12 protein-coding genes and 1 pseudogene are annotated in these 11100 nt (G+C 69.5%); 5 read left to right on the top strand and 8 right to left on the bottom strand.

The genetic code is table 11. The annotated features are described in order from the left end of the window. The first annotated feature begins 80 nt into the window (after positions 1–80). Together QF037_RS27440 and QF037_RS27435 are read left to right on the top strand one after the other, a co-directional pair. Positions 81–1088: an acyl-CoA desaturase gene (locus tag QF037_RS27440; RefSeq protein WP_307029627.1), complete on the top strand. Its 1008-nt coding sequence runs from the start codon at positions 81–83 to the stop codon at positions 1086–1088. Further along, a complete protein-coding gene (locus QF037_RS27435; RefSeq protein ID WP_046257589.1) occupies positions 1085–1762 on the top strand; it encodes a TetR/AcrR family transcriptional regulator in 678 nt (225 codons plus the stop codon). The genes QF037_RS27440 and QF037_RS27435 overlap by 4 nt, the downstream gene beginning before the upstream one ends. 26 nt (positions 1763–1788) lie before the next feature. Here the strand turns inward: QF037_RS27435 and QF037_RS27430 are convergent, their stop codons facing one another. The 3 genes from QF037_RS27430 to QF037_RS27420 all read right to left on the bottom strand — a co-directional run bounded on the left by QF037_RS27430 (position 1789) and on the right by QF037_RS27420 (position 3188). Next, entirely contained in the window at positions 1789–1962 is a 174-nt protein-coding gene (locus tag QF037_RS27430; protein WP_307029625.1) for a CsbD family protein, read from the bottom strand. Positions 1963–2028: 66 nt separating this feature from the next. Then, complete coding sequence (locus tag QF037_RS27425; protein WP_307029623.1) at positions 2029–2391, bottom strand: VOC family protein; 363 nt, start codon at positions 2389–2391, stop codon at positions 2029–2031. Beyond that, complete coding sequence (locus QF037_RS27420; protein WP_307029621.1) at positions 2391–3188, bottom strand: trans-aconitate 2-methyltransferase; 798 nt, start codon at positions 3186–3188, stop codon at positions 2391–2393. Before QF037_RS27420 ends, QF037_RS27425 begins: the two co-directional genes overlap by 1 nt. 88 nt (positions 3189–3276) lie before the next feature. On the opposite strand from QF037_RS27420, the pseudogene tamR reads away from it, so the two are divergent. Then, a pseudogene (gene tamR, locus QF037_RS27415) lies at positions 3277–3775 on the top strand (MarR family transcriptional regulator TamR). Here tamR and QF037_RS27410 read toward each other — a convergent pair. Continuing rightward, the gene (locus tag QF037_RS27410) at positions 3734–4501 is read right to left on the bottom strand and encodes a LuxR C-terminal-related transcriptional regulator (RefSeq protein ID WP_307029619.1); all 768 of its coding nucleotides are present in this window, start codon (positions 4499–4501) and stop codon (positions 3734–3736) included. The pseudogene tamR and the gene QF037_RS27410 overlap by 42 nt on opposite strands. Before the next feature lie 258 nt (positions 4502–4759). On the opposite strand from QF037_RS27410, the gene QF037_RS27405 reads away from it, so the two are divergent. Beyond that, the gene (locus tag QF037_RS27405; RefSeq protein WP_307029618.1) at positions 4760–5215 is read left to right on the top strand and encodes a GNAT family N-acetyltransferase; all 456 of its coding nucleotides are present in this window, start codon (positions 4760–4762) and stop codon (positions 5213–5215) included. Here the strand turns inward: QF037_RS27405 and QF037_RS27400 are convergent. From QF037_RS27400 to galT, 4 genes are all read right to left on the bottom strand, one after another. After that, a complete protein-coding gene (locus tag QF037_RS27400; RefSeq protein WP_307029617.1) occupies positions 5212–5892 on the bottom strand; it encodes a hypothetical protein in 681 nt (226 codons plus the stop codon). The genes QF037_RS27405 and QF037_RS27400 overlap by 4 nt on opposite strands. 210 nt (positions 5893–6102) lie before the next feature. Beyond that, positions 6103–7254: a galactokinase gene (gene galK / locus QF037_RS27395; RefSeq protein ID WP_307029616.1), complete on the bottom strand. Its 1152-nt coding sequence runs from the start codon at positions 7252–7254 to the stop codon at positions 6103–6105. Next, positions 7254–8228 carry a UDP-glucose 4-epimerase GalE gene (gene galE / locus QF037_RS27390; RefSeq protein WP_307029615.1) on the bottom strand — a complete coding sequence of 325 codons (975 nt, stop codon included), beginning with the start codon at positions 8226–8228 and terminating at the stop codon, positions 7254–7256. The genes galK and galE overlap by 1 nt, the downstream gene beginning before the upstream one ends. Then, positions 8225–9286: a galactose-1-phosphate uridylyltransferase gene (galT, locus tag QF037_RS27385; RefSeq protein WP_307029613.1), complete on the bottom strand. Its 1062-nt coding sequence runs from the start codon at positions 9284–9286 to the stop codon at positions 8225–8227. The genes galE and galT overlap by 4 nt, the downstream gene beginning before the upstream one ends. Before the next feature lie 111 nt (positions 9287–9397). Between galT and QF037_RS27380 the strand changes: the two genes are divergently transcribed. After that, a complete protein-coding gene (locus QF037_RS27380; RefSeq protein ID WP_307029610.1) occupies positions 9398–11086 on the top strand; it encodes a sodium:solute symporter family protein in 1689 nt (562 codons plus the stop codon). The last annotated feature ends 14 nt before the right edge of the window (positions 11087–11100 follow it).

Below are 11100 nucleotides of genomic sequence, written 5' to 3'. Positions count from 1 at the left end.
GGGAAGTCCCGCTCTCCTTCCAAGGGCTCCGCTGACCAGGCCCTTGTCACAAAACCCTCGAACCCCACAGGGGACGCCCCATGACCACAAGCTCCGATGTGATCGAAGACGCCCCGGCGCCCGACGATCCCTCGATGCCGTCCGCCACCCTGGGCGGCGAGCAGAAGCGTTCGCTCGAGCAGATCACCCTGCTGCTCTTCATCATCGTTCCGTTCCTCGCCGTGCTCACGGCGGTACCGCTGGCGTGGGGCTGGGGGGTGAGCTGGCTGGACCTCGGCCTGCTCGTCTTCATGTACTTCCTCGGCTGCCACGGCATCACGATCGGATTCCACCGCTACTTCACGCACGGCTCCTTCAAGGCCAAGCGCCCGCTGCGGATCGCGCTGGCGCTCGCGGGGTCGATGGCGGTCGAGGGGCCCCTGGTCCGGTGGGTCGCCGACCATCGCAAGCACCACAAGTTCTCGGACGCGGAGGGCGACCCGCACTCCCCGTGGCGGTTCGGCGAGACGATTCCGGCGCTGATGAAAGGCCTGTGGTGGGCACACATCGGCTGGATGTTCGACGAGGAGCAGACCCCGCAGGAGAAGTACGCGCCGGATCTGATCAAGGACCCGGCGATCCGTTGGATCTCCCGGGGCTTCATCTTCTGGGCGCTGCTCTCCCTGGCCATCCCTCCGCTGGTCGGGGGCCTGGTGACGATGTCGTGGTGGGGCGCGTTCACGGCGTTCCTGTGGGGCTCGCTGGTCCGGGTCTGTCTGCTGCACCACGTGACCTGGTCGATCAACTCGATCTGCCACGCGGTGGGCAAGCGGCCGTTCAAGTCGCGGGACCGCTCGGGCAACGTGTGGTGGCTGGCGGTGCTGTCGTGCGGTGAGTCGTGGCACAACCTGCACCACGCCGACCCGACCTCCGCGCGGCACGGGGTGGAGCGCGGTCAGATCGACTCCTCGGCGCGTCTGATCCGCTGGTTCGAGATGTTCGGCTGGGCGTACGACGTCCGCTGGCCGTCACGCTCGCGTATCGATTCGCGCCGTAACACCGACGAAGGCGGCTCCCGACGGGGGAAGGAGCCCGCGAAGGCGGCATGATTGACGCCGTGGCGACCGACTCCAGCAGCACCGAGAGCAATGAGAAGCCGAGGCGCACGCGCCGCACCCGGATGACGGGAGCCGAGCGTCGTCAGCAGCTGCTCGAGATCGGTCGCACCCTCTTCGCCGCCAAGGGGTTCGAGGGCACGTCGGTGGAGGAGATCGCGGCGAAGGCCGGGGTGTCCAAGCCGGTGGTGTACGAGCACTTCGGCGGCAAGGAAGGCCTGTACGCGGTGGTGGTGGACCGTGAGATGCGGCGCCTGCTCGACATGGTCACGAGCTCCCTGACCGCCGGCCATCCCCGCGAGCTCCTCGAACAGGCGGCCTTCGCGCTCCTGGACTACATCGAGGAGTACACGGACGGCTTCCGCATCCTGGTCCGTGACTCCCCCATCCCGCAGTCGACGGGGACCTTCGCCTCGCTGATCTCGGACATCGCCACCCAGGTGGAGGACATCCTGGGCCGCGAGTTCAAGAGCCGCGGCTTCGACCCGAAGCTGGCCCCGCTGTACGCCCAGGCCCTGGTCGGCATGGTCGCGCTGACCGGCCAGTGGTGGCTGGACGTGCGCCGCCCGAAGAAGGCGGAGGTCGCCGCGCACCTGGTGAACCTGTCGTGGCACGGGCTGGACGGCCTGGAGCAGAAGCCGCACCTGATAGGGCGCCGCAAGAGCTGAGTCCTGCGGCGCCCTACGGGGTCACGTCAGTGCTTGAAGGCGTCCTTGGTCTTCTCCTTGGCCTGACGCACGTCGCCCTTGCCCTGTCCGGCGCGGCCCTCGGCTTCCATCCGCTCGTTGCCGACCGCGCGGCCCATGGTCTCCTTGGCCTTGCCCTTGGCCTGTTCCTTCTTCGCGCGGGCCTTCTGTTCCTTCGCCACGTCACTCACTCCCGGGCTGGATCTTCTTCCCACTGTCACTCCGGCGAGTGGCCCGCTGCGGAGGGCTCAAACAACCGGCTCCAGAAACTCCAGCCGGTTGCCGACGGGGTCGTGGGAGTAAAAGCGCCGGTGTCCCGGCAGGTCCGCGTCCCAGATCACCTCGGCGCCGCGGGCCCGGAGCCGGGCGGCGTAGGTCTCGATGTCCGTGACCCGCAGCCCGGGGTGGGCCTTCCCGGCGGGTCTGAAGTCGTCCTCGATCCCCAGATGCAGTTGCACGGCCCCCGCCCGGAACCAGCACCCGCCGCGCGCGGCGAGCACCGGCGGCTTGGGGATCTCCGCCATGCCGAGCACGCCGGCGTAGTACGCCCGCAGCCGGTCCTCGGAGCCCGGCGGCGCGGCGAGCTGGACGTGGTCGACCCCGGTGAGCATCACTGCCCCTTGCGGGCGACGGCGAAGATCCGGCGGAACGGGAAGAGGGTGCCGTGCGGTCCCGCCGGATAGGCCTTGCGCAGGGCGTCCCGGTAGCGGCTCACGAAGTCGTCGCGGGTCCGCGGTTCGTCGGCCAGCGCGGTGAGGACGGGTCGCAGTCCCGTTCCCTTCACCCAGTCGAGGACGGGGTCCTCGCCGGTGAGGAGATGGATGTACGTCGTCTCCCACACGTCGGCCGTGCAGCCGAGGGCGGTCAGGTGCTCCAAATAGGTCTCGGGGGTGAGGACGGCGTCGTCGTGGCGCAGGAGGTCGCCGAGGCCGCTGGTGTGGGCGAGTTCGCGCATCAGCTGGTGGCTGGGGGCGCCGAAGTTCCCGGGCACCTGGAAGGCGAAGGTGCCGCCCGGCGCGAGCCCCGCGATCCAGTCGGCGAAGCGCTCCACATGGCCGGGGACCCACTGCAGCGTGGCGTTGCTGACGATGAGGTCGTACGGCTGTGCGGGCGTCCAGGTGCGGACGTCGGCGTGGGCGAAGTCGAGGCGGCCGCCGCCCGGTGTGGGGCCCTCGTGCTCGGTGCGGGCCCGGTCGAGCATCTCGGGCGAGTTGTCGTAGCCGGTGACGCGGGCGGTGGGCCAGCGGTCGGCGAGGACTGCGGTGACGTTGCCGGGGCCGCAGCCGAGGTCGGCGATGCGGGGCGCCGCCTCGGTGGGCAGGCCGGGGACGCGCGCGAGGAGGTCCGCGAAGGGGCGGGCGCGGTGGTCGGCGTGGCGCAGGTACTGGGCGGGGTCCCAAGTCGTCATGGATCCACTGTGACCCCCGATTTATCTCGACGTCAAGAGACTTCACATCAAGAGACTCCACATCGACACAACCACTAGACTGATCGCCATGGAGGACGAGGTCGATCGGCTGGTCGCAGCATGGCGCCGGGAGCGCCCTGACCTCGACGTGGAACCGCTCGAGGTGCTCAGCCGGGTGAGCAGACTGGCCCGGCACCTGGACCGGGCACGTCGACTGGCCTTCGCCGAGCACAGCCTGGAGCCGTGGGAGTTCGACGTCCTCACCGCGCTGCGGGCGCGCGGGAACCCCGTATCAGCTCTCCCCGGGGCAGCTGCTCACACAGACGCTGGTCACCTCGGGCACGATGACCAACCGCATCGACCGGCTGACCAAGAAGGGCCTGGTGGAGCGTCTGCCGGACCCCTCGGACCGGCGTGGTGTGCTGGTCCGGCTGACGGACGAGGGCCAGGACCGCGCGGATCAGGCCCTCGCCGGACTGCTCGACCAGGAACGCGCGATCCTCGCGGAACTCTCCCGGGCCCAGCGGGGCGAACTGGCCGGGTTGCTACGCCAGTTGACCGCCCCGTTCGACAACATCCCCGGCTAGGTCGGCGGGTCCGACCCCGGCACGGCGGGCGAGCGCGACGGCGGCCAGCGTGGAGTGCACGCCCAGCTTGCCGAGGACGTTCTGCATATGGGTGCGGACGGTGTGCGGCGAGAGGAACAGCCGCTCGGCGACGGCCTTTCTGCCCAGACCGGCGACCATGCACCGCAGCACCTCCCGCTCGCGCGGGGTCAGGGACTCGACGAGCCGCTCGCTCTCGGTGCGGTGCTTGCGAGCGGCGGTGAGCTCCCTGAGAACCCCCGTGAGCAGGGCGGGCGGCAGATGCGTCTCGTCCCGCAGCACCCCTCGTATGACGGTCAGCAGTCTGGACAGCGAACAGTCCTTGGCCACCCACCCCGACGCCCCGGCCTGCAGGGCGAGCGCGGCACGCCGCTGGTCGTCCTTCTCGGCCAGGACGACGATGCGTACGCCGGGCTGCGCGGAACGCACCCCGACCACCAGCGAGATGCCGTCGACGAGCCCGTCCTCATTGCCCTCCTGTACGGGCACGGCCGGCCGGATGCCCTGGACGTTGCCGCCCAGGTCGGCGTCGACGAGCAGCACGTCGTAGCGGCGCCCCTCGGCGGCCGCGCGCTCCAGACTGCGCAGCGCGGCGGGACCGCTGCCTGCGGCGGATACGTCGACATCGGGCTCGGCCGCCAGAGCTGCGGCGAGCGACTCGGCGAAAATGCGATGGTCGTCGACTACCAGGACTCGGATGCGAACCACGAAACCCCCTTCCCCAAGCTCTGTAAGAGCAGGGGATACCCCATCGTCGGGAGACGGAAAGACCGGCGCGGGTACGACGTCCGAAGCGCGATGGCCGCACGGCCGCCGCCGTGCACGAACTGTTACCCCCACTTCGGGCGTCGTACCCGACTGTCTCGCCCCCTGATCAGCACCGGCCCCCACCGGTGCTGTTCATCAGGGTACGGCCGGGGGCCGGGAGCGGAAGGTAATTTGCAGAACTGGCTGTCCAGCACGTTTATGGTGAGCCGCATGTTTCGCATTGAGACAGAAGTCGACAGAGGCCGACGTGATCTGCTCCACAGACGGCTCCGCGACGCGAACACGGCGGCCTCCCCGGTCCTGCGCGCCCTGCGCGGAACCCCAGGTGAACGGGAACTTCCGCTCCACGTCTGGGCATTGGACGGGACGGGCGAACTGGCGGGCGGTCTGGTCGGCCACACCTGGACGACGTGGCTGCACGTGACGTACCTGTGGGTGGACGGCCGGTGGCGCGGGGCGGGCCTCGGTTCGCAATTGCTCGCGACGGCGGAGTCCCTCTCCCGCGACGAGCGCGGGTGTGTGAACTCCCGCCTGGAGACCTGGGACTTCCAGGCACCGGAGTTCTACCGGAAGCGGGGGTACGAGGTGGTGTGCGTGATCCCCGACTATCCGCCGGGGGTCACCGAGTACACGCTGACGAAGCGGATCGGCTAGGGCTCGCGGCCGCAGACGGTGTCGTACGGCCGTCCCACCACGATCGTCAGCCGGATGGGGTCGGTGGTGCCGGAGGGGCAGCGGGCGGAACCGGCGTCGACGAGCCCGAGCACCTTGAGGTCACCGGGACCCGCCTGGTCGCACGCGATCTCCTCGACGTCCGCCGTGACACAGTCCCCCTTCACCAGCTGCCCGCCGCCCGCGCCCGCGTCGCCGGGGTGGTCGCCCGAGAGGTTGCGCCCGCAGACGGTGTCGGTGGGGATGCCGCCGCTCGGCTTCACGTCGGACCCGGAGTTCATCGACACCTCGATGATCACGTCCGTCCCCGCCGGGCACTGGACCGCGGCGGGCAGGATGCTGCCGTCCATGATCTTCAGCGCCCTGAAGGTGGCGTCGGGGTCGCCGCAGTCGTACGCCTCGTACCCGTCGGGAGCCCGGTCCGGGTCGGGACCGCCGCAGTCCCCGGCCTTCCACTCCCCCGAACTGCCGCCGCGGTCCCCGGTGGCCGAGGCGGACACGGACGGCGTGGAGGAGGCCTCGTCGTCGCCGTCCCTGCCGCCCGTGAACCACCAGATCGCGTAGATGATCCCGACGAACACGACCAGAGCCACCAGGCCCCTGAGACATCCCGGCTCCTTGCGCGGCGACGCCTGATGAGGACCGTCCTGCACAGCCATGAATTCCCCCTCCGCTCACGGCGATATGCCCACCGTCACACAGAACGGGCGGTTCTGCGGGGGGAGTCGCGGGCCGGTTACCGACCGGGCACGACCGGGACGACCCGGCGACAATCCCCACAACGTGTTCGCACGCGGGCAGCACAGGGGCAGCACATGGGTCGGCCCCGCGCTCGGCGAAGAGCACGGGGCCGACGGGAGCAGCGAACGTCAGGAGAGCCTGCGGGCCCCCGGCGAAGGCACCGCCTCGAAGACGCGGGGCGCCGTGAACCCGGCCGCGGCGAAGGCCTCCTCCACCGCCTTGGTGATGGTGTTCACGTCGGCGACGTCCGCCAGCACGATCGCCGAGCCGCCGAAGCCGCCACCGGTCATCCGGGCGCCCAGGGCTCCCGAGGCGAGGGCCGTGTCGACGACCAGGTCCAGCTCCGGGCAGGAGATACGGAAGTCGTCGCGCAGGGAGGCGTGGCCCTCGACCAGGACCGGGCCGATGGCGCGGACGTCGCCCGACTCCAGCAGCCCGACGACGCGCTCGACGCGCTCGTCCTCCGTCACGACGTGACGCACCAGCCGTACGACCTCTTCCTCGTCGCCCAACCGGGCCAGCGCCGCGTCCAGTTCGCCGTACGGCACGTCCCGCAGCGCGTCCACGTCCAGCAGTGCCGCACCCTTCTCGCAGCCCGCGCGGCGCTTGCCGTACTCGCCCTCGCTGTGGGAGTGCTTGACCTGGGTGTCGACGACCAGCAGACGCATGCCCTCGGCCGCCAGGTCGAGGGGGATCTGCTTCTGGGACAGGTCGCGGGTGTCGAGGAACAGCGCGTGGCCGTCCTCGCAGCAGGCCGAGGCGGTCTGGTCCATGATGCCGGTCGGGGCGCCGACGTAGACGTTCTCCCCGCGCTGGCACAGGCGGGCCAGCTGCCAGCGCTGCAGACCGAGTTCGAACAGGTCGTTGACGGCCAGGGCCACCACGACCTCCAGCGCCGCCGACGAGGACAGGCCCGCGCCCGACGGGACCGTCGACGACAGATGGATGTCGGCGCCGGTCACCGGGTGGCCGGCCTCGCGCAGGGCCCACAGGACACCCGCCGGGTACGCCGTCCAGTTCTTGTCGGACTCCGGGGTCAGGGCGTCGAGCGTCAGCTCCACGACCCCGCCCTCGACGTCCGCGGAGTGCAGCCGCAGGATGCCGTCCGTGCGCCGCGAGACCGCCGCCACGGCGGTGTGCGGCAGCGCGAAGGGCATCACGAAGCCGTCGTTGTAGTCGGTGTGCTCACCGATGAGGTTGACGCGGCCCGGCGCCGACCAGACACCTTCGGGTTCGGTTCCGTAGAGCTCGACGAATCCGTCCCGCACCTGCTGCCCCACTACTGCTCCCTTGCTGTGCCGATGTTCTGCGCGAACTCCCACGCGTCCGCGACGATCCCCGCGAGGTCCGCGCGGGACGGGTTCCAGCCCAGCTTCTCGCGCGCGGCCCGCGCCGACGCCACCAGGATCGCCGGGTCGCCGCCGCGGCGGGGGGCCACGACCTCGGGGATCGGGTGGCCGGTGACCTGGCGGACGGTCTCGATGACCTGGCGGACGGAGAAGCCCTCGCCGTTGCCGAGGTTGCAGATCAGGTGCTCGCCCGGCTGCGCGGCCTTCAGCGCCAGCAGGTGGGCCTCGGCCAGGTCGGCGACGTGGATGTAGTCGCGGACGCAGGTGCCGTCCGGCGTCGGGTAGTCCTCGCCGAAGACGGAGATCGCCTCCCGCTTGCCCTGCGCGACCTGGAGGACCAGCGGGATGAGGTGCGACTCGGGGTCGTGGCGCTCGCCCTGCCGGCCGTACGCGCCCGCCACGTTGAAGTAGCGCAGCGACACCGCGCCCAGACCGTGGGCGGCCGCCTCACCGGTGATCATGTGGTCGACGGCGAGCTTCGAGGCGCCGTACGGGTTGGTCGGCGAGGTCGGTGCCGACTCGACGATCGGCACCTCCTTCGGCTCGCCGTAGGTGGCGGCCGTGGAGGAGAAGACGAGCTTGCGCACGCCGGCCTCGCGCATGGCGCCCAGCAGCGCCATGGTGCCGCCGACGTTGTTGTCCCAGTACTTCTCGGGCTTCACGACCGACTCGCCGACCTGAGAGAAGGCGGCGAAGTGCAGGACTCCGTCGTAGGAGCCGTCCAGCCACTTGCCCGCGTCGCGGATGTCGCCCTCGATGAAGGTCGCGCCCGCCGGGACGCCCTCGCGGAAGCCCGTCGTCAGGTTGTCGAGGACGACGACGTCGTGGCCCGCCTCCAGCAGATGCTGGGCGACCACGCTGCCGACATAGCCCGCGCCACCGGTGACCAGGTACCTACCGCTCATGAACTCGCTACCTCTCGCAGTCGCTCGGCCGCGGCCTCCGGCCGGATGTCGTTGATGAACACGTTCATGCCGGACTCGGAACCCGCGAGAAACTTCAGCTTGCCGGGCGTGCGGCGGATGGTGAAAAGCTCGAGGTGGAGCGCGAAGTCGTCACGGTTGACGCCCTCGAACTCCTCCAGCGCGCCGAACGGGGCCTGGTGCCAGGCCGCGATGTAGGGCGTGAGGGGCTCACCTTCGCCGAAGATCCGGTCGAAGCGCCTCAAGAGTTCCAGATAAACCTTGGGGAATTCTGAGCGCGCGTCCTCGTCGAGCCCCAGCAGATCCGGCACCCGGCGCTTCGGGTACAGGTGGACCTCGTACGGCCAGTGCGCCGCGTACGGCACGAAGGCCACCCAGTGTTCACCCTCCAGGACGACCCGCTCGTCGGCGAGTTCGCGCTCCAGGACGGCGTCGAAGAGGTTCTCCCCGCCCGTCGCCTCCTTGTGGGCGGCGACCGACCGCAGGGTCAGTGCGGTGCGGGGCGTGGTGAAGGGGTACGCGTAGATCTGCCCATGCGGGTGACCCAAGGTCACACCGATCTCGGCACCGCGGTTCTCGAAGCAGAAGACCTGTTCCACGGAGGGCAGATGAGACAACTCCGACGTCCGGTCCGTCCACGCGTCGAGGACAAGCCGCACCTGCTCCTCGGTGAGGTCCGCGAAGGACGCGTTGTGGTCCGAGGTGAAGCAGACGACCTCGCAGCGACCGGAGTCACCGGCGAGGGACGGGAAGCGGTTCTCGAAGACCACGGCGTCGTACGACGAGTCCGGGATCTCGCTGAGCCGGTCGCCCTGCGACGGGCACAGCGGGCACTCGTCGGCCGGCGGGTGGTAGGTGCGGCCCTGGCGGTGCGAGGCGATCGCGACCGAGTCGCCGAGCAGCACGTCACGGCGGACCTCGGACGTGGTGACCGTCCGGTCCAGCGGACGGCGGTCCACCGCGTCCCGCACGGTGTCGTCGCGCAGGTCGTAGTAGATGAGCTCGCGACCGTCGGCCAGTCGGGTCGAGGTCTTCTTCACCGCCGGACTCCTTCACTCAAACAGAACTAAACACAAGTAACCATAACTCGACAGTCACGTCAACGTCGGAATCAAACAAAGTGCACCAGCGGAAGGGTTGAATGGCTGCCCATGCAAATCGTCACAAAAGACACATATCTAGCAGCCGAGCTGCGACTCCCCACTAACTGGCTCGACTACACGATCCTCGGCATCTACTTCGTGGTCGTCCTGGGCATCGGGTTCGCGGCCCGCCGCTCGGTGAAGACCAGCCTCGACTTCTTCCTCTCGGGGCGCTCGCTTCCCGCCTGGATCACCGGCCTGGCCTTCATCTCCGCCAACCTGGCCGCCACCGAGATCCTCGGCATGGCCGCCAACAGTGCGCAGTACGGCGTCTACACCGTGCACTGGTACTGGATCGGCGCCATCCCGGCGATGGTCTTCCTCGGCCTGGTGATGATGCCCTTCTACTACTCCTCGAAGGTCCGCTCGGTCCCCGAGATGCTGCTGCTGCGCTTCGACAAGTGGGCGCACCTGCTGAGCTCGGCGCTCTTCGCCTTCGCCGCGATCCTGATCTCCGGGGTCAACCTGTACGCCCTCGCGATCGTCGTCGAGGCGCTCCTCGGCTGGCCGCAGTGGGTGGCGATCGTGGTCGCGGGCGCCTTCGTGCTGGCGTACATCACGCTCGGCGGTCTGTCGTCGGCGATCTACAACGAGGTCCTGCAGTTCTTCGTGATCCTCGCGGCCCTCATCCCGATCGTGGTGCTGGGCCTGAAGAAGGTGGGAGGCTGGGGCGGCCTGACGGACAAGCTGACGGCCCAGCACGGCGCCGACTTCACGACGGCGTGGGGCGGTACGGGCATCGGCTCGGACAATCCGCTCGGCGCGAACTGGCTGACGATCGTGCTGGGCCTGGGCTTCGTGCTGTCCTTCGGCTACTGGACGACGAACTTCGCGGAGGTCCAGCGAGCGCTGTCGGCGAAGAACCTGAGCGCGGCCCAGCGGACCCCCCTGATCGCCGCCTACCCCAAGATCTTCATCGTCTTCCTGGTGATGATCCCGGGCCTGACGGCCGCGGCCCTGATCCCCGGCTTCGGCACCGCGGAGTCCGGCTACCAGTACAACGACGCGATCCCGTACCTGATGGAACAGCTGCTGCCCAACGGGGTCCTGGGCATCGCGGTGACCGGTCTGCTGGCCGCCTTCATGGCGGGCATGGCGGCGAACGTGTCGTCCTTCAACACGGTGTTCACGAACGACATCTGGGCGCGGTACGTGGAAAGGGGCCGCGAGGACGCCTACTACGTGCGCTTCGGCCGCCTGATCACGGTGATCGGCGTGGTGGCGTCGGTGGGCACGGCGTTCCTGGCCTCGTCCTTCTCGAACATCATGAGCTACCTCCAGACCCTGTTCTCCTTCTTCAACGTGCCGATGTTCGTCGTCTTCGTCGTCGGCATGTTCTGGAAGCGCGCGTCCGCGAAGTCGGGCTTCTGGGGCCTGCTGGCAGGCACGCTGGCGGCGATGGTGAACTACTTCTGGATCTACAAGCAGGGAATCATCGACATCCCGTCCGACCAGGGCGCCAACTTCGTCTCGGCGATCGTGGGCTTCATGGCGGGCGCGGTGGTCATGGTCGCGGTGTCGCTGTTCACCGCGCCCAAGCCGGCGGCGGAACTCCAGGGCCTGGTCTACGGCACCCGCTCGCCGGGCATGTCCGAGGCGCCGGCCGAGGGAGACGACGCCTGGTACCGCAGGCCGGCCCTGCTGGGCTGGGGCGCGGTGATCCTGGCTGCCGCCTGCTACATCCCGTTCTCGTTCTGATCGCGCTCCGGAAG

This window comes from Streptomyces canus, assembly GCF_030815415.1.
GTDB lineage: Bacteria > Actinomycetota > Actinomycetes > Streptomycetales > Streptomycetaceae > Streptomyces > Streptomyces canus_F.
This window is presented reverse-complemented; position numbering and strand designations above follow the sequence as displayed.

Bases quoted from the DNA above. Each gene is read 5' to 3' on its own strand.
- QF037_RS27400 (WP_307029617.1), bottom strand. From the start codon at position 5,892: ATGGCTGTGCAGGACGGTCCTCATCAGGCGTCGCCGCGCAAGGAGCCG.
- QF037_RS27425 (WP_307029623.1), bottom strand. From the start codon at position 2,391: ATGCTCACCGGGGTCGACCACGTCCAGCTCGCCGCGCCGCCGGGCTCC.
- QF037_RS27380 (WP_307029610.1), top strand. From the start codon at position 9,398: ATGCAAATCGTCACAAAAGACACATATCTAGCAGCCGAGCTGCGACTC.
- galE (WP_307029615.1), bottom strand. From the start codon at position 8,228: ATGAGCGGTAGGTACCTGGTCACCGGTGGCGCGGGCTATGTCGGCAGC.
- QF037_RS27440 (WP_307029627.1), top strand. From the start codon at position 81: ATGACCACAAGCTCCGATGTGATCGAAGACGCCCCGGCGCCCGACGAT.
- QF037_RS27405 (WP_307029618.1), top strand. From the start codon at position 4,760: ATGGTGAGCCGCATGTTTCGCATTGAGACAGAAGTCGACAGAGGCCGA.
- QF037_RS27420 (WP_307029621.1), bottom strand. From the start codon at position 3,188: ATGACGACTTGGGACCCCGCCCAGTACCTGCGCCACGCCGACCACCGC.
- QF037_RS27435 (WP_046257589.1), top strand. From the start codon at position 1,085: ATGATTGACGCCGTGGCGACCGACTCCAGCAGCACCGAGAGCAATGAG.